19 protein-coding genes and 1 other annotated feature are annotated in these 21,219 nt (G+C 49.3%); of the genes, 8 read left to right on the top strand and 11 right to left on the bottom strand.

All coding sequences use genetic code 11. The annotated features are described in order from the left end of the window. Window positions 1-10: 10 nt before the first annotated feature. The 6 genes from cheA to ETV65_RS09920 all read right to left on the bottom strand — a co-directional run bounded on the left by cheA (window position 11) and on the right by ETV65_RS09920 (window position 7,284). Entirely contained in the window at window positions 11-2,044 is a 2,034-nt protein-coding gene (cheA, locus tag ETV65_RS09945) for a chemotaxis protein CheA (RefSeq protein ID WP_129952697.1), read from the bottom strand. Window positions 2,045-2,074: 30 nt separating this feature from the next. Next, window positions 2,075-3,178, bottom strand: a complete 1,104-nt coding sequence (gene motB / locus ETV65_RS09940) for a flagellar motor protein MotB (protein WP_129952696.1) — start codon at window positions 3,176-3,178, stop codon at window positions 2,075-2,077. Beyond that, window positions 3,175-4,065 carry a flagellar motor stator protein MotA gene (gene motA, locus ETV65_RS09935; RefSeq protein ID WP_047609299.1) on the bottom strand — a complete coding sequence of 297 codons (891 nt, stop codon included), beginning with the start codon at window positions 4,063-4,065 and terminating at the stop codon, window positions 3,175-3,177. Before motA ends, motB begins: the two co-directional genes overlap by 4 nt. A 175-nt stretch (window positions 4,066-4,240) precedes the next feature. Next, on the bottom strand, window positions 4,241-4,849 hold the full coding sequence (gene flhC, locus ETV65_RS09930) for a flagellar transcriptional regulator FlhC (RefSeq protein WP_101078668.1): 609 nt from the start codon (window positions 4,847-4,849) through the stop codon (window positions 4,241-4,243). A gap of 2 nt (window positions 4,850-4,851) precedes the next feature. Continuing rightward, the gene (gene flhD, locus ETV65_RS09925) at window positions 4,852-5,196 is read right to left on the bottom strand and encodes a flagellar transcriptional regulator FlhD (RefSeq protein ID WP_129952695.1); all 345 of its coding nucleotides are present in this window, start codon (window positions 5,194-5,196) and stop codon (window positions 4,852-4,854) included. A 1,263-nt stretch (window positions 5,197-6,459) separates the two neighbouring features. Then, a complete protein-coding gene (locus ETV65_RS09920) occupies window positions 6,460-7,284 on the bottom strand; it encodes an SDR family oxidoreductase (protein WP_129952694.1) in 825 nt (274 codons plus the stop codon). Between the two features lie 329 nt (window positions 7,285-7,613). Next, window positions 7,614-7,735, top strand: a sequence feature (His leader region). A 73-nt stretch (window positions 7,736-7,808) separates the two neighbouring features. On the opposite strand from ETV65_RS09920, the gene hisG reads away from it, so the two are divergent. From hisG to hisIE, 8 genes are read left to right on the top strand one after another with little or no spacing between them, the layout of a single operon-like run. Beyond that, window positions 7,809-8,708, top strand: a complete 900-nt coding sequence (gene hisG, locus ETV65_RS09915) for an ATP phosphoribosyltransferase (protein ID WP_129952693.1) — start codon at window positions 7,809-7,811, stop codon at window positions 8,706-8,708. A gap of 3 nt (window positions 8,709-8,711) precedes the next feature. Next, complete coding sequence (gene hisD, locus ETV65_RS09910) at window positions 8,712-10,034, top strand: histidinol dehydrogenase (RefSeq protein WP_129952692.1); 1,323 nt, start codon at window positions 8,712-8,714, stop codon at window positions 10,032-10,034. Then, window positions 10,024-11,157, top strand: coding sequence for a histidinol-phosphate transaminase (hisC, locus tag ETV65_RS09905; protein WP_129952691.1), 1,134 nt, complete (start codon window positions 10,024-10,026; stop codon window positions 11,155-11,157). Before hisD ends, hisC begins: the two co-directional genes overlap by 11 nt. Next, window positions 11,154-12,236, top strand: a complete 1,083-nt coding sequence (gene hisB, locus ETV65_RS09900) for a bifunctional histidinol-phosphatase/imidazoleglycerol-phosphate dehydratase HisB (RefSeq protein WP_129952690.1) — start codon at window positions 11,154-11,156, stop codon at window positions 12,234-12,236. Before hisC ends, hisB begins: the two co-directional genes overlap by 4 nt. Then, window positions 12,236-12,826 (top strand): imidazole glycerol phosphate synthase subunit HisH, encoded by a 591-nt coding sequence (gene hisH / locus ETV65_RS09895; RefSeq protein WP_129952689.1) that lies wholly within the window; start codon window positions 12,236-12,238, stop codon window positions 12,824-12,826. The genes hisB and hisH overlap by 1 nt, the downstream gene beginning before the upstream one ends. A 5-nt stretch (window positions 12,827-12,831) precedes the next feature. Further along, window positions 12,832-13,569 (top strand): 1-(5-phosphoribosyl)-5-[(5-phosphoribosylamino)methylideneamino]imidazole-4-carboxamide isomerase, encoded by a 738-nt coding sequence (gene hisA / locus ETV65_RS09890; RefSeq protein WP_129952688.1) that lies wholly within the window; start codon window positions 12,832-12,834, stop codon window positions 13,567-13,569. Next, window positions 13,551-14,324, top strand: coding sequence for an imidazole glycerol phosphate synthase subunit HisF (hisF, locus tag ETV65_RS09885; protein WP_129952687.1), 774 nt, complete (start codon window positions 13,551-13,553; stop codon window positions 14,322-14,324). Before hisA ends, hisF begins: the two co-directional genes overlap by 19 nt. A gap of 23 nt (window positions 14,325-14,347) precedes the next feature. Further along, a complete protein-coding gene (gene hisIE, locus ETV65_RS09880) occupies window positions 14,348-14,962 on the top strand; it encodes a bifunctional phosphoribosyl-AMP cyclohydrolase/phosphoribosyl-ATP diphosphatase HisIE (protein ID WP_129952796.1) in 615 nt (204 codons plus the stop codon). Window positions 14,963-15,080: 118 nt separating this feature from the next. Here hisIE and gndA read toward each other — a convergent pair whose 3' ends face one another. The 5 genes from gndA to glf form a co-directional block, all read right to left on the bottom strand. Next, on the bottom strand, window positions 15,081-16,490 hold the full coding sequence (gene gndA / locus ETV65_RS09875; RefSeq protein WP_129952686.1) for an NADP-dependent phosphogluconate dehydrogenase: 1,410 nt from the start codon (window positions 16,488-16,490) through the stop codon (window positions 15,081-15,083). Window positions 16,491-16,753: 263 nt separating this feature from the next. Then, window positions 16,754-17,998 carry a polysaccharide pyruvyl transferase family protein gene (locus tag ETV65_RS09870; protein WP_129952685.1) on the bottom strand — a complete coding sequence of 415 codons (1,245 nt, stop codon included), beginning with the start codon at window positions 17,996-17,998 and terminating at the stop codon, window positions 16,754-16,756. A gap of 19 nt (window positions 17,999-18,017) precedes the next feature. Further along, the gene (locus ETV65_RS09865; protein ID WP_129952684.1) at window positions 18,018-19,160 is read right to left on the bottom strand and encodes a glycosyltransferase family 4 protein; all 1,143 of its coding nucleotides are present in this window, start codon (window positions 19,158-19,160) and stop codon (window positions 18,018-18,020) included. Window positions 19,161-19,173: 13 nt separating this feature from the next. Further along, complete coding sequence (locus tag ETV65_RS09860; RefSeq protein WP_129952683.1) at window positions 19,174-20,067, bottom strand: glycosyltransferase; 894 nt, start codon at window positions 20,065-20,067, stop codon at window positions 19,174-19,176. After that, window positions 20,064-21,218, bottom strand: coding sequence for a UDP-galactopyranose mutase (gene glf / locus ETV65_RS09855; RefSeq protein ID WP_129952682.1), 1,155 nt, complete (start codon window positions 21,216-21,218; stop codon window positions 20,064-20,066). Before glf ends, ETV65_RS09860 begins: the two co-directional genes overlap by 4 nt. Between the last annotated feature and the right edge of the window lies 1 nt (window position 21,219).

Below are 21,219 nucleotides of genomic sequence, written 5' to 3'. Positions count from 1 at the left end.
GCTTTGCTTGTTATGCGGCGGTGGCGCCTGTTGCTAACTTATCGCGGTTCAGCGACTGCAATGCCGACACGTCCACGATCAGTGCCACACTGCCGTCACCCAAAATGGTGGCGGCGGAAATACCCGGTACTTTGCGATAGTTGCTTTCCAGGTTTTTTACCACAACCTGATGCTGACCAATCAGTTGATCCACCAGCAATGCATAGCGACGTCCCGCACTCTGCAAAATCACCACAATGCCCTGTGTTGCCTCGGTTTTTGCCTCTTCAACATCAAAGACATTGTACAACTCAACCAGCGGCAGATATTCACCACGCACCTGCAGAACACGTTCACCACCGGCCAGCGGATGCAGATCTTCTGACAGCGGTTGCAGCGATTCCATCACCGCGTTCAGTGGCAGAATGAAGACTTCTTTACCGACTTTTACTGACATGCCGTCAAGGATCGCCAGCGTCAGTGGCAACAGGATACGGATGGTGGTGCCTTTGCCCTGCTGAGAATGGATTTCAACGTGGCCCCCCATTTCCTGAATGTTTCGTTTCACCACGTCCATGCCCACGCCACGGCCCGAAACGTCAGTCACTTTTTCTGCGGTCGAGAAACCGGCGGCAAAAATCAGCATGCCGACTTCTTCATCGCTCATGTTGTCGCTGACGTTCATACCCTGCGATGCCGCTTTGGCCAGAATACGTTCACGGTTCAGACCGGCACCATCGTCGATCACTTCGATGCAGATATTACCGCCCTGGTGTTCAGCAGACAGAGTCAGGTTACCGGTGGGTTCTTTACCGTTGGCAAGACGCACTTCCGGTGTTTCCACACCGTGATCGAGACTGTTGCGCACCAGATGCGTCAACGGATCGATGATACGTTCGATCAGGCTCTTATCCAGTTCGGTCGAGCTGCCGAGCAGGGTCAGTTCAATTTGCTTATTCAGTTTGCTGGCGAGGTCACGTACCAGACGCGGGAAGCGGCTGAACACGAATTCCATCGGCATCATACGAATCGACATCACCGATTCCTGCAAATCACGGGCGTTACGTTCGAGCTGACCCATGCTGTTGAGCAGGTCGCTGTGCACCACCGGATCCAATAAATCTGAACGCTGCGCCAGCATGGACTGGGTGATCACCAGTTCGCCCACCAGGTTGATCAGCTGGTCCACTTTTTCAACAGCAACACGGATGCTGGTGGATTCCGGAGCTTTAGGTGCACGGGCTTTAGCCGGTTCACTGTTCGGCACAGCCACCAGTACCGGAGCCTGACGGGCAACAACCGCCGGTGCGGCGGCAACTTCCGCTACAGCAGGCGCAGAAGCGGCTACCGCGACAGCAGGTGCAGACGCCGGCGCGTGTGTGAAACTGATTTGTTCCGGTTCCAGCACAAAACACAGCACCGCAACAATGTCGTCTTCGGTCACTGTAGTAATCAGGGTGGCTTCCACACTGTCATCAGTCTGAACCGGATCTTTGATCTCCCCGAGATTGCCGAGTTCTTCCAGCATCACAGGAATTTCCTGAGTTTTCAGGCCGGAAAGGCGGACGCGTAAATCGCCCTTGCCCGCCGCGGCTACCGGCGCTGGCGCGGCAGTTTCTGCTGCTGCCAGTGCTTCAACCACGTGAAGATCTGGCGCAGGTTCACGCGCCTGTTGCGCTTCGAGGGCCAGTTGTCTCAGGGCCGCACAGATATATTCAAAACTTTCTGCGTCAGGATCCCGGGAAGATTTATAGGCGTCGAGTTGCTCCTGCATAATGTCTTTTGTTTCCAGAAACAGGTTGATGATGTCAGTGCTCAGGCTCATTTCAGCGCGACGAGCACCGTCGAGCAGGTTTTCCAGTAAGTGAGTCGTTTCCTGTAAAACCGTAAATCCAAACGTCGCTGCACCGCCTTTGATTGAGTGCGCTGCGCGGAAAATCGCATTCAGTTGCTCAATGTCAGGCGCTTGCGGATCAAGCAACAACAGATGTTGTTCCATGTCCGCCAGCAACTCGTCTGCTTCATCAAAAAATGTCTGATAAAAATCAGTAATATCCATGCTCACGTGATCACCTCTGCTGTGAATCGCGGCTTGTTAATGTGTCGCAGGTGCCGTGCCCGCCGCGGCAGCTGGAGCTGCCGTCGCAGGTTGAGCGCCTGCCGATGGTGTCACTGGCGTCTGCGTCTCAATCCCGGGTATTGATGGTGCTTTCTCTGGTGTTGCCGGTGCCGGGCTTGCCTGTGGCGCTAACGCCGGGGCTGCCGGTGCCGGACTCATTTGTGGTGCTAATGCCGGCACTGTTCGTGTGCCTTGTACTTGTCTTTGCAGCTCGCCAGCGTCACTGATCGTGATCGCCTCGCCCTCACTGTTTTCCCGTTCAATCGCCTCTTCAGCATGTTTGTTCAGGACCAAAATGCTGATACGACGGTTGATAGCATCACCTGCCGGATGGTTTTTCAGCTGCATGGAAGACCCCATGCCCATCACCCGCAGGACTTTTCCTTCACTGAGGCCGCCTGTTACCATCTCGCGACGTGAAGCATTGGCGCGATCAGTCGACAGTTCCCAGTTGCTGTAGCCGCGTTCGCCCGTGGCATACGGCATATCATCGGTATGGCCCGCCAGGCTAATTTTATTCGGAAAATCATCCAGCACCGGTGCAATCGCCCTGAGGATATCGCGCATGTACGGCTCAACAATCGCGCTGCCAAGCTGGAACATCGGGCGGTTTTTGCTATCAATAATCTGAATACGCAAGCCCTGCTCGGTCAGATTAATCATCAGGTGTGGACGTAAATCTTTTAGCCGCGGATCCGACGCCAGCATATCTTCCAGCTTTTGCTGCAACCGCTGTAAATCATCCGATTCACGCTTACTTTCACCCTGCGACTGATCCATTTTATGCACTTCACCGTCCTGCACGGTCGGGTCTTCGCCGCCGCCCGGGATCGGGCTGGTTGCGTCGCTGCTGCGTGGCCCGCCGGTGATCGCCACCGCAAGGGGTGTACGGAAGTATTCGGCAATTTGCACCAGTTCTTTAGGGCTGGAGATGGAAATCAGCCACATCACCAGGAAGAAAGCCATCATCGCTGTCATAAAGTCAGCGTAAGCAATCTTCCACGAACCGCCGTGATGCCCTCCGCCGTGCTTATTCTTTTTCTTACGTACAACAACGATTGGATGGCTTTGATGCTTCATACTTTTTCTTCTTCAGTTTGTTTCTGACCCGGCGACTTGACCTGGCGAACGTGCTCCTCCAGTTCAATAAAGGAAGGTCGCTCTGAGGTGTACAACGTTTTACGGCCAAATTCGACGGCAATTTGCGGCGCATAACCGTTAATGCTCGACAGTAATGTCACCTTAATGCACTGCATCATTTTGGCGTTTTCAGCACTCTTCTGGCGTAACACGCTGGCCAGCGGAGAAATAAAACCGTACGCCAGCAGGATACCGAGGAAGGTCCCGACCATGGCATGGGCAATCAGCGCCCCGAGTTCCGCAGCCGGACGGTCTGCCGCCGCCAGGGTATGTACGATCCCCATGACCGCAGCGACGATACCGAATGCCGGAAGTGAGTCACCGACCAGCGCCAGGCTGTTCGCCGGCACTTCACTCTCGTGCTCGTAAGTTTCGATTTCCTCGTCCATCAGCGCTTCGATTTCAAAGGCGTTCATGTTGCCACTGACCATAAGTCGCAGATAGTCAGTCAGATATTCGACTAAATGTTTATCGGCAAGGATGCGCGGATAATTAGCAAAAATGTCACTTTCGGCCGGATTGTCGATGTCATTTTCCAGCGACAGCATCCCCTGTTGACGTGATTTGGCTAATACCCGGTAAAGCAGCGCCATCAAATCCATATACAACGCTTTGTTGTATTTCGATGCGCGGAACAGCTGAGGCAGCGCACGCATTGTGGATTTGATCGCTTTACCGTTATTACCGACGAAGAAGGCACCGATACCGGCACCGCCAATGATGAGCAATTCTGCGGGTTGGTATAACGCGCCCAGTTCACCGCCGACGAGCATGAAACCGCCGAACACTGAGCCCAACACCACGATGTAACCTATTATCACTAGCACGATGAATCCTTAATTCGATGTGGTTTTAGGGCGAGGTAAAGCGCGCGCCATGTGTCTGGCCCATTTTTGCCACAGAACTTGCAAAAAAGAGGTCAAAGAATGACTGAGATGTCAGGGGGGAATTGATGAGCGGTGGTAGCCACCGCTCAGAACGACTTACTGCTACCCAACTCTCTCAAACTGCGCGCTTGACCTGTTCGTCCAGCTCTTGAGATGTTATATCGGCAACCTGCGGGGAAAGTTTACGTTTTTTTACTGCTCGGGACGGGGGCTGGCAAAGACTGCAAACAAACCCGTGGCGGGGCTGGTGTGCATGGGTAATAAATGAGCCTTCACAGCAGTTACACGCTGAAAGCTGCAACATACCGCTGTCGACAAAACGTACTAATGTCCAGGCACGTGTCAGCGCGAGGATCGGCGCTTCACCAGGCTGCTCAGGACACTGTTCCAGATATAAACGGTAAGCCTTGATCACGGCTTCCACGCCATTACAGTGGCCGCTCTTTAGCAGGAAAGAGTAAGCGTTGTAAAACATGGAAGAATGGATATTTTGTTCCCAGGTCATGAACCAGTCAGTAGAGAACGGCAGCATGCCTTTCGGGGGAGGACTTCCTCGTAATTCTTTGTACAGTTTTATCAGCCGGCCGCGACTTAATTGCGTTTCGCTTTCCAGCATCTGCAATCTGGCACCCAGCGTAATCAGTTCCATCGCCAGCTGAATGTCCCGCGCTTCCTGAACAATGCTTTTTTCTGCCGGTTTGGTTGACGCATCTTTACCAGACATAGCTACGCCCTTTTCTTCATCGCGCCGCTGTCTTTCGCAGCCAGACCTTTCAGCAGGTGGCTGGACAACAAGATACCGGTATGAATTTGTTGTAAGTCATCCACACGCGAATCCTGGGTCAAGCGTTCAATTGTCTTACTGTCATCAAAGCGGAACTGACATAAAAGCTGGTTCGTTTCAGCTAACTTCACCATCTGAGGCAGCGTCAGCTGTCTCAGGGTGTCTGCCATTACGTCGTCGATCCCCAGGCGAAACATCGCTGAGGCCTTTTCGTCGTTAATCAAACGCTGTGCCAACAGTAAATATGACAGGTTGATATCATATATGTGCTTAAGCAATTCGGACATTCTGTTCTACCCCGTAACCGATGCCGTTTTTTTAAGACGGCGGATTGATAGACATATTCCATGCAGCAAGAGTTTTACCCGGCGTGACAGGAGTATTTTTTACTATCAAAACAATTGGATCATTGGCTGATTAATAAATCTCACGATGACAATTAGATTTACCCCGCGGTATTTACTTCACCGCCAATACAATGTTGTTCCTGATGTAAACTAAATTAATTGTGACAATTGGGCTGCTAAGTAATCGAAAAACACTTTAGTTTTGGTGTACTGGCAGAGTCCGTTGCTGTGATGGCGCCTCATTCTGTGAAACGCTTTTACATACATTATTAGGAATAATCTTACTACGACGCAACTCTAACCCCGTTTCCTTTATACATACAATCTTACCGTGGACGAATTTTGAATAAAGTGTGATGTAGATCACACTTTTAAAATTTATTTTGTTCCTGAAAGTGCAATTTATCGTAAAAATTTGCGCAGTTTTAAGCCAAAAGTAAAAAAGCGTCTAAAAAGCTGTCTTCAAACTGTCTTTTTTAGCCTTTTTTAGATCAATTTGTACAAAGGCCATACAAAGCCAAATCATCAGCACAGACAGGGGGAATTAACAGTTCATGCAGATATTTATGCTGCGAATTTCAAATAGCATGATCATTGTGCTTAAGGTGCCCAACCCAGGCAGTGCAAGGCTTTACGGGGAGTTGTCCTAAAGGATTGTGAAGGAAATACGCGTTAACTGTTCTTAAATCGTGAGCAACCATGCAGCTTTAAAAATAAAAAGACAAGGATTGTAAGAATTTATGATCGGGCATGCGGAAACATCCGGCAACGGGAGCGGATTGATAAGAAGAAGTGATGAAACGGCCATGCTTTGCCGTACTTACCTATCGGCAAATGTTCAGGAAAACTTTAATGATTGTGCTTAAAAAAGTGATTTATACCGCGCAATGGCAAACAAAAAGTTCATGAATAGGAATTTTATTACTAAATCAGCATCTGCCGCCAGTTTTACTGCCCGGGGGATGATTTAAACGCATTTTTAACAGGGAGGTCAGCGGAGATAAGACAACCGGCTTCAAAAATCATCTGCGATTAAACCGGCTAATTAAGCAGAGAGATTAAAATAGGCGAGCCCATGATGAATAATAGTCTCTTTCACAATGAGAAAGCTGTTTTCTGAACGTAAATGCAGCGGATACTTTAAAAACCTGCCGAAATTTCCGACAGGTCATAACGTTGTATTATTTAAATCGCGTCTGATGATTAAAAAGGCATGATTCGCGGATCAGGATGCTGATATTCAAATCCCAGTTCTTTGCAGATCCGTTCGCCATCGACGATTTTGCCCTTCTCTGCTGAAGCAGGTTCAGCAAATGTTGGCGGCTCCAGCCCCATCTGTCTGGCAAGCGCCGGATAAAACTCAGCTTTGGCCGGATGCACAGGCGCGCACAGGTTAAATGTATGGCCCCCTTTGGGCAGGCTGAGTAGCAATGTAATTGCCGAAATGACATCATCCTGATGTACCAGGTTAACACCCTGCTGGCCGCCTTTGACCTGCGTCTTTCCGGCCATGAAACGACCGGGATGACGATCGCCACCCACCAGACCGGCCAGACGCAGCACATCAACCGATGTGTTAGGCAAACCATGGAGCCAGTTTTCAAGTTCTTTAAGCACCTTTCCGCTGGCCGTGACCGGCTCAAGCGCAGATCCCTCGCGCACCACACCGTCTCCTTCACCGTATACAGACGTCGAGCTGGTGAAAATAATGCGTTTCACGTTATGCGCCAGCGCGCTGTCAGTTAACAGCTGTACCGCCTGGAAGTACAGTTCGCTGCCCTCCATTGTCCGGCGTGCAGGCAAGGTGATGATCAGCGCATCGACATTCAGCAACTGATCGAGATCTTCCGCTGCACATTCCATCTGCGGCGTAAACACCAGCGGGAAACATTCGATCCCCACCGCTCTTGCGGCATCTACTCCATCCGGCGTGGTTTTACTGCCCACGACTTCATAGCCTTTAGAAGCCAGTGCCATCGCCAGTGGCATTCCCAGCCAGCCCAGTCCGATAATCGAAACCTTCTTCATACTTTGCTCCATTGTTTCATTGGCATCGGGCCTCACAACACCCTTTGCTGATACCGCTTCCTTTATATTAGCAAACATCGCCTTTTCTCCGTTCAGCCAGCGTAAGGTTTTCTCTGTGTCTGTTAACGAATTATTCATTTATCCGATGAAACACCCGACGTGGATAAGAAAAACTCATCATCGGAAAAAAAGGTTGCGCTGTTGCCGCCCGATCGTTTAGTTTTATTGGCAGCGAATGCAGTCTGTGTTGCGAATGTTTCAAATCTGAATCACGCCGCACAGCAATGAACATACTGAGAGACTGACATGATAAACGTTCTGATTAACCACCATCATCACCATCACCCTGACTAGTCTTTCAGGCGATTGGTGCTGGGAGACTGTTTAGATCTTCCAGTGGCGCAGAACGCAGAGATAGCCCCCGGAAGATTTCTTCCGGGGGCTTTTTTTTGGCCTGACGGATTGAAGTTAACGCCTTTAAACAAATGATTTTTACGATAAATAATTAAGAAACTGAGGTCATCATGCTGGATAAAACACGTTTACGGATAGCAATGCAAAAGTCAGGTCGCCTGAGCGATGAATCACGCGAACTGCTGGCCCGCTGCGGGATCAAAATCAACCTGCAGGAACAGCGTCTGATCGCCTTCGCAGAAAACATGCCGATCGACATTTTGCGTGTACGTGATGACGATATCCCGGGGCTGGTGATGGATGGCGTGGTGGATCTGGGCATTATTGGTGAAAACGTACTGGAAGAAGAGTTGCTGAGCCGCCGCGCTCAGGGCGAAGACCCGCGCTATTTCACCTTGCGTCGTCTGGATTTTGGCGGTTGCCGTCTTTCCCTGGCCACCCCGCTGGACACGGATTACACCGGTCCGCAAAGCCTGCAAAACGCCCGTATCGCCACTTCTTATCCGCACCTGCTTAAACAATACCTCGACAAGAAAGGCGTTGATTTCAAATCCTGTCTGCTGAACGGCTCTGTAGAAGTTGCGCCACGCGCTGGTTTGTCAGATGCGATTTGTGACCTGGTATCCACAGGTGCGACGCTCGAAGCTAACGGCCTGCGTGAAGTGGAAGTGATTTACCGCTCCAAAGCCTGTCTTATCCAGCGCGACGGCGACATGCCACAAGAAAAACAGCTGCTGATCGACAAAATGATGACCCGTATTCAGGGCGTTATTCAGGCCCGCGAATCCAAATACATTATGTTGCACGCGCCAAGTGAGCGTCTGGACGAAATCGTTGCATTGTTACCGGGTGCTGAACGTCCGACTATTCTGCCACTGGCAGGCGACCAGCAACGCGTGGCCATGCACATGGTCAGCAGCGAAACGCTGTTCTGGGAAACGATGGAAAAACTGAAAGCGCTGGGCGCCAGTTCCATTCTGGTTCTGCCAATCGAAAAAATGATGGAGTAAGCCATGAAGCCTGACGCGTTTACTACCCCGATTGACTGGCAGCAATGCGACGAGCTACAGCGTCGCGAGCTGCTGACACGCCCGGCAATGTCGGCGTCTGACCGTATTACCGAATCTGTCAGCGAAATCCTGCGCCGCGTGCGCAGTGAAGGTGACAGTGCGCTGCGCGAGTTTTGCGCCCGCTTTGATAAAACTGAAGTCCAGGAATTGCGTGTCACCGCACAGCAAATCGAGGCAGCCGCAACGCGTTTAGACGATGATGTAAAACAGGCGATGGCGCATGCCGTGCGTAACATTGACACGTTCCATCAGGCGCAAAAGCTGGCCGTTGTGGATATCGAAACACAGCCGGGGGTGCGCTGTCAGCAACTGACGCGCCCTATTCAGTCTGTCGGGCTGTATATCCCCGGCGGGTCTGCGCCGCTGGTATCGACCGTATTAATGTTAGCGACACCGGCGCGGATTGCCGGATGCCAGAAAGTGGTTCTGTGTTCTCCGCCGCCGATTGCCGATGAAATTTTATATGCCGCGCAGCTTTGCGGCGTGGAAGAGGTGTATCAGCTGGGCGGTGCGCAGGCCATTGCCGCGCTGGCGTTCGGTACCGAAACCGTGCCGCGTGTGGCGAAAATCTTCGGGCCGGGCAATGCCTACGTCACCGAAGCCAAGCGTCAGGTTAGTCAGAGCCTGGACGGCGCGGCAATCGATATGCCAGCCGGGCCTTCAGAAGTGCTGGTGATTGCCGACAGTGGCGCAACACCTGATTTTGTCGCCTCTGATTTACTTTCCCAGGCAGAACACGGCCCGGACTCACAGGTAATTTTGCTGACGCCGGATTTGAAAATGGCGCAGGCGGTCGGCGAAGCCGTTGAACGTCAGTTGCAGACATTATCCCGCAGCGAGATTGCCCGTCAGGCACTGGCAAGCAGCCGGCTGATTGTGGCGAAAGACATCGCGCAGTGTATTGAAATCAGTAATGCATACGGTCCGGAGCACTTGATTTTGCAAACCCGTGAGCCGGAGCAACTGGTCGACAGTATCACCAGCGCCGGTTCAGTATTCCTCGGTGACTGGTCACCGGAATCAGCGGGCGATTATGCCTCCGGCACCAACCACGTCTTGCCGACTTACGGTTACACGGCCACCTGTTCCAGCCTCGGTCTGGCAGATTTCCAGAAACGCATGACCGTTCAGCAGTTAACGCCTGAAGGTTTGCTGGGACTGGCGAATACCATTGAAACCCTGGCGCAGGCTGAACAGCTTACCGCACATAAAAATGCCGTGACTTTGCGTGTGAAGGCTTTGAAGGAGCAACGCGATGAGCAATGAAAATAACCTCAGCGTTCAGGCGCTGGCACGAAAAAATGTCCGGGAACTGACACCGTATCAGTCTGCCCGCCGTCTGGGCGGCAACGGAGATGTCTGGCTTAACGCTAACGAATACGCCATCGCGCCACAGTTCGAACTGACGCAGCAAACCCTTAACCGTTATCCGGAATGTCAGCCTGCGGTGGTCATCAATCGCTACGCCGCTTACGCCGGTGTGGATCCGGAACAGGTGCTGGTCAGTCGCGGCGCAGATGAAGGCATCGAACTGTTGATCCGTGCATTCTGTGAGCCGGGTAAAGACGCTATTCTTTATTGCCCGCCGACTTACGGGATGTACAGCGTCAGTGCCGAGACAATAGGCGTGGAAGGCCGGACCGTGGCCGCAAAAGCCGACTGGTCTTTGGATCTTCCGGCGATTGAAGCCGCACTGGAGGGCGTGAAACTGGTTTACGTGTGCAGCCCGAATAACCCGACCGGCAATATCATCGACCCGGATGAGATCCGGGCCGTGCTGGACATGACCCGCGGGCGCGCCATTGTGGCGGTCGATGAGGCGTATATCGAATTCTGCCCGCAGGCGACAGTTTCCGGCTGGTTACAGGAATATCCGCATCTGGCCATTTTGCGCACGCTGTCCAAAGCGTTTGCCCTTGCCGGTCTGCGCTGCGGCTTTACACTCGCCAACAGCGACCTGATTGGCTTATTAATGAAAGTGATCGCGCCATATCCTTTATCTACGCCGGTGGCCGATATTGCCGCACAGGCCCTGAGCCCGGAAGGACTGGCGTTAATGCGCCAGCGTGTCACTGAAATAACAGAAAACCGTACATGGTTGCTGGAAGAACTGAAAAAATGTGTCTGTGTAGAAGAGGTTTTTGCCAGTGACACTAACTACGTGCTTACACGCTTCTCCGCTTCAAGCGCCGTATTTAAAAACCTCTGGGATCAGGGCATTATCCTGCGTGACCAGAACAAGCAACCGGGACTTTCCGGCTGTCTGCGTATTACTATCGGTACACGGACAGAGCTGCAACGCGTGATTACTGCCCTGCAACTGTTACCGGCGGCCACCGCCACGACCTTCAATAAAAATCAAAATAGCCCCCGCAAGGAGCACATGTGAGCCAGAGTCCGTTATTGCAAAAAACACTGTTTATCGACCGCGACGGTACCCTGATTTCCGAACCACCTGAAGATTTTCAGGTCGACCGTCTGGACAAACTGGCCCTCGAACCGGGTGTCATTCCGGCGTTATTAGCGCTGCAAAATGCCGGCTTTAAGCTGGTGATGATCACCAATCAGGACGGTCTGGGCACGGCCAGTTTCCCGCAGGAAACGTTCGACCCGCCACACAACCTGATGATGCAGATACTGACTTCTCAGGGCATCGTTTTCGATGACGTGTTGATTTGTCCGCATCTGCCCGCCGATCACTGTGATTGCCGTAAACCGAAAACTAAACTGGTGGCGGGTTATCTGGAAAGCGGTGTACTGGACACGGCAAACAGCTATGTGATTGGTGATCGTGACACGGATATCCAGCTGGCCGCCAATATGGGCATCACCGGGCTGCGTTATCAGCGTGATACGCTGAACTGGGCCAGTATTACCGAACAGCTGACCAAACGTGACCGTCATGCAAAAGTAAACCGCGTGACCCGCGAAACGGCAATTGAAGTGGATGTCTGGCTCGATCGCGAAGGCGAAAGCAAAATCCGCACCGGTGTCGGCTTCTTTGACCATATGCTGGATCAGATTGCCACCCACGGCGGTTTTCGCATGAACATCGAAGTGAAAGGTGATTTGTATATCGACGATCACCACACGGTGGAAGACACCGCGCTGGCGCTGGGCGAAGCCCTGAACAAAGCGCTGGGCGATAAACGCGGTATCGGCCGTTTTGGGTTTGTGCTGCCGATGGATGAATGTCTGGCCCGCTGTGCACTGGATATCTCCGGGCGTCCGCACCTTGAATACAAAGCTGAATTTAACTATCAGCGCGTCGGTGACCTGAGCACGGAAATGGTCGAACACTTCTTCCGTTCACTGTCTTATGCGATGGCCTGTACCCTGCACCTGCGAACCAAAGGTAAGAACGATCACCACCGTGTTGAGAGCCTGTTTAAAGCCTTTGGCCGCACACTGCGCCAGGCAATTCGTGTCGATGGCAACACCCTGCCGAGTTCGAAAGGAGTGCTGTGATGAATGTCGTTATCCTTGATACCGGCTGCGCCAATCTCTCCTCCGTGAAATATGCGGTTCAGCGCCTGGGCTATGAGCCTGTGGTGAGTCGCTCCCCGGAGATTGTGTTGCAGGCTGACAAATTATTTTTACCGGGCGTTGGCACGGCACAGGCCGCCATGGAACAGCTCGAACAACGTGAGCTGATCGGGCTTATCAAAGCCTGCACTCAACCGGTACTGGGTATTTGCCTGGGCATGCAACTGCTGGCCTCTTCCAGTGAAGAGAATGGCGGTATTGATACGCTGGGTATTATCGACACCCCCGTGCAACGCATGCCTGATTTCGGTTTGCCGCTGCCGCATATGGGCTGGAATCAGGTCACAGCCAATGCCGACAGCCATTTATTCCGCGGCATTGATGAAAATGCCTACTTCTATTTCGTCCACGGATTTGCGATGCCGGTATGCGAAAATACGGTTGCCCAGACACTTTACGGTGCGCCCTTCAGTGCTGCTGTACAAAAAGATAATTTCTTTGGCGTGCAGTTTCATCCCGAGCGTTCCGGTGCCGCAGGCGCACGGTTGCTGAAAAACTTTCTGGAGATGTAAACAGCATGATTATTCCCGCTTTGGATTTGATCGAAGGCAGTGTGGTGCGTTTGCATCAGGGCGATTACGGGCAGCAACGTGACTACGGTAATGATCCGTTACTGCGCTTACAGGATTATCAGCAGCAAGGCGCACAGGTTCTGCATCTGGTCGATTTAACCGGCGCAAAAGATCCGGCAGCACGTCAGATCCCTTTGCTGACTCAATTACTGGCTGGCGTTTGTGTACCGGTGCAGGTGGGAGGGGGTATCCGTAACGCGCAGGATGTCGAAGCCCTGCTCAAAGCTGGCGCCACCCGCGTGGTGGTAGGTTCAACTGCGGTTAAAGATCCGGCGACCGTACAGGGTTGGTTCAGCCGTTTCGGCGCGGATGCGCTGGTGCTGGCACTGGATGTCCGCATTGATGCCGAAGGCACCAAAAATGTGGCCATCAGCGGCTGGCAGGAAAATTCTAATATCACGCTGGAACAGGTCGTCGGGCAATACCTGCCGTTCGGCCTGAAACATGTGCTGTGCACCGATATTTCCCGTGACGGCACGCTGGCGGGTTCCAATGTAGAACTTTATCGTGAAGTGACCGCACGTTATCCGCAGGTAGCGTTTCAGGCTTCCGGCGGCATCGGTTCGCTGGATGATATCGCAGCATTGCGTGACAGCGGCGTGGAAGGCGTGATTGTCGGGCGTGCATTGCTCGACGGTAAATTTAATGTGACGGAGGCAATTTCATGCTGGCAAAACGGATAATCCCCTGCCTCGACGTTAAAGACGGTCAGGTCGTCAAAGGCGTACAGTTCCGCAACCACGAAATCATCGGCGATATTGTGCCACTCGCGCAACGCTATGCGCAGGAAGGTGCGGACGAACTGGTATTCTACGACATCACCGCCTCAAGCGATGGTCGTGTTGTGGATAAAAGCTGGGTATCGCGCGTGGCGGAAGTCATCGACATCCCCTTCTGTGTGGCGGGCGGTATTAAGAGCCTGGAAGATGCCAGCCAGATTTTGCAGTTCGGCGCGGATAAAATTTCCATAAACTCCCCTGCACTGGCGGATCCGACGCTGATCACCCGCCTTGCCGACAGGTATGGTGTACAGTGTATCGTTGTCGGTATCGATACGTGGCATGATGCAGAGACGGGAACTTATCAGGTTCATCAGTTTACCGGCGATGAAGCACGCACCAAAATCACCACATGGCAGACCATCGACTGGGTGAAGGAAGTGCAGGAACGTGGTGCTGGTGAAATCGTTCTGAATATGATGAATCAGGATGGCGTGCGTAACGGTTATGATCTTGAGCAACTGAAGATGATCCGCGAAGTATGCCATGTTCCACTGATCGCTTCAGGCGGCGCGGGCACCATGCCGCACTTCCTCGACGCCTTCCGGGAAGCACAGGTCGACGGTGCACTGGCCGCCTCCGTGTTCCACAAACAAATTATTAATATCGGCGAGCTAAAAAGCTACTTAGCCGAAAATGGCGTGGAGATCCGCTTGTGAGTAATCAGGATGTAAAAACCGGTCTGCTGACCGGCGAACAGATTAACCAGCTCGACTGGGAAAAAGTGGATAACCTGATGCCAGCCATCATCCAGCACGCGGTATCGGGCGAAGTGCTGATGCTCGGGTATATGAATCAGGAGGCGCTGAATGTCACGCAGTCTTCCGGCAAAGTGACATTTTATTCACGCACCAAAGCGCGTCTGTGGACCAAAGGCGAAACGTCAGAAAACTATCTGAATGTTGTCAGTATCACGCCGGATTGCGATAACGACACGCTGCTGGTGCTGGTCAATCCGGTTGGCCCGACCTGCCATAAAGGCAATAACAGCTGCTTCCACCCTGCTGAAACCGACTGGGCGTTTTTATATCAGCTGGAAGAACTGCTGGCCTCGCGCAAAACGGCCGACCCGGAAAGTTCGTATACTGCCAAACTCTACGCCAGCGGCACCAAACGCATCGCACAAAAAGTGGGTGAAGAAGGTGTGGAAACCGCGCTGGCCGCCACCGTCAACGACCGCTTTGAACTGAAAAACGAAGCCTCAGATCTCATCTATCACCTGCTGGTCTTACTGCAGGATCAGGATCTGAACCTGAGCGCAATCATTGATAATCTGCGTCAGCGTCATAAGAAATAACGGCGCCGTTCAAACGTAAATATTCAGACGTAAAAAAGCCGCCTTTGCTGATGCATCGGCGGCTTTTTTGTCACGGTCAACAACCCTGCGGCGCGCTTAACACGCGCCGGTCAGGCAATTAATCCAACCATTCGGTGTGGAATACGCCGTCTTTATCGGTACGTTTGTAAGTATGCGCACCGAAGTAGTCACGCTGTGCCTGGATCAGGTTAGCAGGCAGTACCGCTGAACGGTAGCTGTCGTAGTAGTTGATCGCAGCAGAGAATGTAGGCGTCGGGATACCGTTCTGAACAGCATAAGAGACGACATCTCGCAGCGCTTGCTGATATTCATCAGCGATATTTTTGAAGTACGGTGCCAGCAACAGGTTAGCGATAGATGCATTTTCAGCATACGCATCGGTAATTTTCTGCAGGAACTGTGCGCGGATGATACAACCAGCACGGAAGATCTTGGCGATCTCACCGTAGTTCAGATCCCAGTTGTTCTCGTCTGACGCAGCTTTGAGCTGTGAGAAACCTTGCGCATAAGAAACAAGCTTGCCCAGATACAGAGCGCGACGCACTTTCTCGATAAATTCAGCTTTATCACCGGAGAAGGCTTTCACCGCCGGGCCGGACAATACTTTAGAAGCCGCAACACGCTGGTCTTTCAGGGAAGACAGGTAACGGGCAAACACGGACTCCGTGATCAGGGTCAGTGGCTCGCCCAGATCCAGTGAACTCTGGCTGGTCCATTTACCGGTACCTTTGTTTGCTGCTTCGTCCAGAATCACATCAACCAGATATTTACCGTCTTCGTCTTTCTTGGTGAAGATATCTTTGGTGATGTCGATCAGGTAGCTGCTCAGCTCGCCTTTGTTCCAGTCAGCGAAGGTGGTAGCCAGCTCTTCATTGCTCAGATTCAGCGACTGTTTCAAAAGGGAATAGGCTTCAGCGATCAACTGCATGTCACCATATTCGATACCGTTATGAACCATCTTGACGTAGTGACCCGCACCGTCTGCACCGATGTAAGCTACGCAGGCATCGCCATCTTCAGCACGCGCTGCAATTTTCTCAAGAATCGGTGCCACCAGCGCGTACGCCTCTTTCTGGCCGCCAGGCATAATGGACGGGCCTTTCAGTGCGCCCTCTTCACCGCCGGAAACACCGGTACCGATGAAGTTGAAACCTTGCTCGGACAGTTCGCGGTTACGACGAATCGTGTCTTTATAATAGGTGTTGCCGCCATCGATCAGGATGTCGCCTTTATCCAGGTGCGGAGTCAGGGATGCGATGGTTTTGTCAGTTGCTTCACCGGCTTTCACCATCAGCAAGATACGACGAGGTTTTTCCAGTGAGTCAACAAACTCTTCGACGGTGTAGTGCGGAACAAGGTTTTTACCCGGATTTTCAGCGATAACTTCATCAGTCTTGTCGCCGGAACGGTTAAAAATGGAAACGGAATAACCACGGCTTTCGATGTTAAGCGCGAGGTTACGGCCCATTACCGCCATACCGACTACGCCGATCTGTTGTTTGGACATTAGCAACTCCTGTCTGAAATAGTTGATCGCCCGGTTTTTAGTCTAAACCCCTGTAAACAGTGAGTTTACCTGCACCGGACCATACAAATGAACACAAGCATTGTACATGAGAAAGGCGATGGGTGAACCTATCGCAGCCATAACAATATTCTGATCGCACATGCCTGCCCTTGTCTGCTTCGCCTTCTCAGAGGCCGGGTTTACTTTACCGGTAACATCTCAGGAATGCAGGTAAAAAAGAGCTTTTACAGGCAATCAAGAGCTCAGATGCTTATCGCCGCTGAGTCCTGCTCATCAGAGGATGCATACAGCCTGTCCGCCAGCATTTTTTTCTCACGATTAACGCGTCCGAAATCAATCAGGAACGCAGGACCGTGATTTTCAAAAAAAGAGTCAAGATTTAACGATTCTTCCCCCAGCTTTAAAAAAGACCAGTCAGTCACATACTTCAGACTATCGAATTTATTTTTATAATATTCTGACCAATAAAAGGACGTGCCTGACAATCCAACACTGGAAACGATAAGTTGAAAATGGAACCGGGTAGACAGGAAGAAATCTTTCATGGAAAACTGCAAGCCATGTTTCCAAATCGTTTCAAAAAAGACCATTTCTATGCTGGGGAACTTTTGTTTAAGTCTCTTATAGAAATAGCCATCGGAGCCAGGTCTGAACTCATAAAAACGTATCAATGAATCTGGAAACTTTTGAATAAAAGCACCTATTGCCGCTTCAACCTGCTCCATAAAACGTATTTCATTTTCGTCACCTTCAGAAAATTCATTATGAAGGCATAACCGGAGTACAGGATTGTCTCTTTCGACTAAACTCACAACGTCAGAGAATGGAAAACAAAAATAATCATCACCAATAAATGAGATTTTGCCTGGAAGGTATTTTTCTAAAACGTGATAACTGGCATGGTCTCTGACATCAAAGCAGAAATAATCTTTAATAAATTGAGAAAGATAGGCAGCTTTCTCATCCGACAGCGGCTGCAAACCCAGACCTGTTGCATAGGTTAAGGCATTATGCTTTTTACCAAAATATGAGACCAGTTCGATCAACCGAAGATTAGCCGCCCACAATTCATTAATATATCCTCCGCCCAATAAATGAATGCTGTCAGTCTCTTCAAAAATTTCACTCATTAAGCGTTCACGCATTGGCAGAAGAAAAGTATCAGAAAATTTGGTTTCGATACTCCCCTCTTCTCCAAGCGCCTGAGCCAGTTGCCATAAATAATTGACGCATTTAACGTCCTGATACAATGTTGCGGCCACTAAGGGATCCACGGCATCGAGATAGATTGTTGCCTGAGGGTATCGCAGTTTAATGTGATTAATCCACCCCCGGGTGAGCATATCATCACCATAATTAGGCATACCCGATGCGGAAATAAGATAGAATGTTTTTGGCGGAAGTAGGTTATGAACGGGTGTAGTTATTGGCAGAGGTTCAATAGCATCTACTTTTTTATTTTTGGAAAACAGACCAAAAGAAATCATATTAAAATCCTTGTGCATATCATTCAGCTTTATTCTTCAATAAATAACCATAAAGATTAACGGTATCTTTTGTAATTATTGTAGAACAAAATTTCCCTTCTATCAGTTTTCGCCCATTCTCCCCCATTCTGCCTCTCACATCCGCATTTATGACTAAATGCTTTAAACACCCGGCCAGAGCGTTAATATCGCCTTTGTCAATAATAAATCCGTTTACATCGTTTTCAATCAGACTGCTGCAACCACCGACATTATATGAAATTATAGCGCGTCCGACAGAACTTGCCTCCAAAAGAATACGCGGTATTCCTTCAGGATAAACAGAGGGAAGTGCAACAATATTAGCGTCTTTAATCAACTCTTTCATATCGTCACATTTCCCAAGCCAGTTTATCTCTCCTTTGTTATGCGCCTCTTCAAGAAAACCAAGGGGGATAGCATCAGGATCATTGGGCGTGGGTATTCCGGCAACATTGAGAGTGAATTCAACGCCCTCGAGATGGAGGCTATTTTTTACATTAATAAGGTCAGTAAGTCCTTTGCTCCATAATAATCTGCTTGCAAATAAAACCACCGGAATTTCCCTTAAAGGTTCCTTTGAGTAGGGAAAGTCAATGATATTTATACCTGCACCATCTATAACTACCGTTCTGTCTTCATCTACTTTCAATGAATGTAGAATACAACGCCTGTCACTTTGATGCTCAAAGGTCAGCAAAGATTTTTTATTCGAAAAGATAAAATTATAAAGAGGTATGATGAGCCGTTTCAGGAGAGAAAATTTAAGCTTCTTCTCTGTAAATACCCGGCCAAGCCCGACAAAGCTTATGACAATATTTTTCGAAAAAATCTTTGCATACAACCCGCCAATCAAACATGGCTTAATAGTTATGCAATGTAAAACATCAGCATTGATGGATTTTATCAATTTTGTTGTATTTACTAATTCACAAGCAAATTTTAATGGGTTAACGGACTGAGCAGAAATTGATGAGTTATGACAAATAAACCCCATCTTAGTAAGTTTAGTCACTAATGACTGATCGACAAAATTAGTTATAATATGAATTTGATAGCCAACTTCTTGTGCATATGAAGCTCGCTCAAGCCAGTGCAAATCGAAATACCAATCAGAATTTATAAAGTAACATATTTTTCTCATCTCTCATTTACCATCAATGGCGCTTACCAGACCTAAAGAAGACACCATCAATTACGCCTCTTATGATATATTTAAGATAAAGATATTTATTATCTTGTTTAGATACATTTAAAAAAGCTTTTATAATTCGCAACACTATTCCGACTACCGAATATGGCCCGTTGGATTTGAAAAATTTTTTAGCAAGGATAAGGTTACGAATAAGATAATAAACCTTCCAAACAGGGGTGATTGAGTCCCCGGTAATACTAATATCATGTGTGAAGATTAATTTTGGTACATAGAGAAACTTATGGCCATTAAGAACCAGATGATGAGAAAAATAAACATCATCATAATACAAGAAAAGATCATCGTGTATATATTGCGATGCAGAACTCAAAACATCAGCACGAATTACCGTACCTACAAAAGAAAGAGTTACACATGGCTCAACTCTCTCATTATCAGGGATATAGTCTTTTGCATTGAGAAAATATTTAATATTGTCTAACAACGTTTTTGGTAATTTGACAAACGGCATATTCATTTTGCAATTAATGCCATGAGTATCAATGACCCGACAACTTAGCGCCGATGTGTCATCAAGCATGATCTCGCCAAAATTATGAAGCAAATCAGGAGCCGGATAGGCATCGTCGTCATACATAAACACCCATTCGGTGTTTATATGAGCACCAATATACTCAGCCCCTGCTCTAAAACCACCGGCACCGCCGGTGTTTTTAGTCAAAGATAAAACGGTCAACCGGGGTTCTTCAATACTTGCAAGCCAGGAAGCCGTGTCATCCGTTGAACAGTTATTGACTATAACAATATTGTCGAAAGGCAGCATCGAAGTGGATAGCCAACATTTTTTCAACTTATCAAGCCGATTAAAAGTGACAATTAATGCTGTCGTATTCATCTAACATCAACCGTGAATACAGGCATAGCATCTGATTCATTGATACATTTCAGATATACTTCGGCAGTTTTCAGGGCTTCCGCAATCGTAACATCCATATCCAGATATCGATAAGTCCCTAAGCGACCAACAAAAGTAATATTTTTTTCCGCTTTAGCAAGGGTTAAATATTTGTCCAGCAGAGCCATTTCACCAACCTGGCGGATTGGATAATAAGGGATATCCTCTGGCTCACAACTGCGACTGTATTCCTTATAACAAACCGATCCTTCATGCGACTCCCAAGGGGAGAAATATTTATGCTCGGTTATGCGGGTATAAGGAACATTTTGTTCACAGTAGTTCATCACCGCACATCCTTGATAATCGCCGTTAAAGGTGAATTTCTCAAAATCTAATGTGCGATAACCTAACCGGCCAAATTGATATTGATAGAATGCGTCTAAAGGACCACTATAAAAAACATGATCATAACTGGCCCTTTCATCGAAATTAAATTCGGTTCCTAGCTCCACAGTTATGTTCGGATGCTCAGCCATATTCTTAACCATCTCGGTATACCCGTCTTTGGGCATTCCCTGGTATTTATGGTTAAAATAATTATCATCGTAATTAAATCGTATCGGTAATCTTTTTAAGATCGATGCCGGAAGCTCTGCCGGAGACATTCCCCATTGTTTAATGGTATAGCCTTTGAAAAAAGCTTCATACAACTCTTTCCCAACGAACCTTAATGCCTGTTCTTCGAAGGTTTGAGGATCTGTTATAGAGCTATCTCCCTTTTCCTCAATCAATGCGCGCGCTTCGTTTGGAGAACATGTTTTGCCAAAAAACTGGTTTATGGTATGGAGATTGATAGGTAATGAATACACCTTACCATTATATGTTGCTTTAACCCGGTTGACATAGGGCATCATCACGGAATATTTCTGAATAAATTCCCATACGGATTGGTTATCTGTATGAAATATATGAGGTCCGTAGGTATGCACCATGACCTGAGTATCCTCATCACGAGCATCAAAGCAATTTCCTGCAATATGAGGTCTTTTATCAATAATTCGAACTTTATGACCTTGTTCAGCAAGTTGTCGCCCGATAACGACGCCAGAAAAACCAGCACCTACAATGAGAATATTTTTCTTAGTCATA

The organism is Rahnella sp. RFA10(1/100), from assembly GCF_004195115.1.
Classification (GTDB): Bacteria; Pseudomonadota; Gammaproteobacteria; order Enterobacterales; family Enterobacteriaceae; genus Rahnella; species Rahnella perminowiae.
The sequence above is the reverse complement of the archived record's forward strand: the minus strand, read 5'-3'. Positions and strand labels throughout refer to the sequence as shown.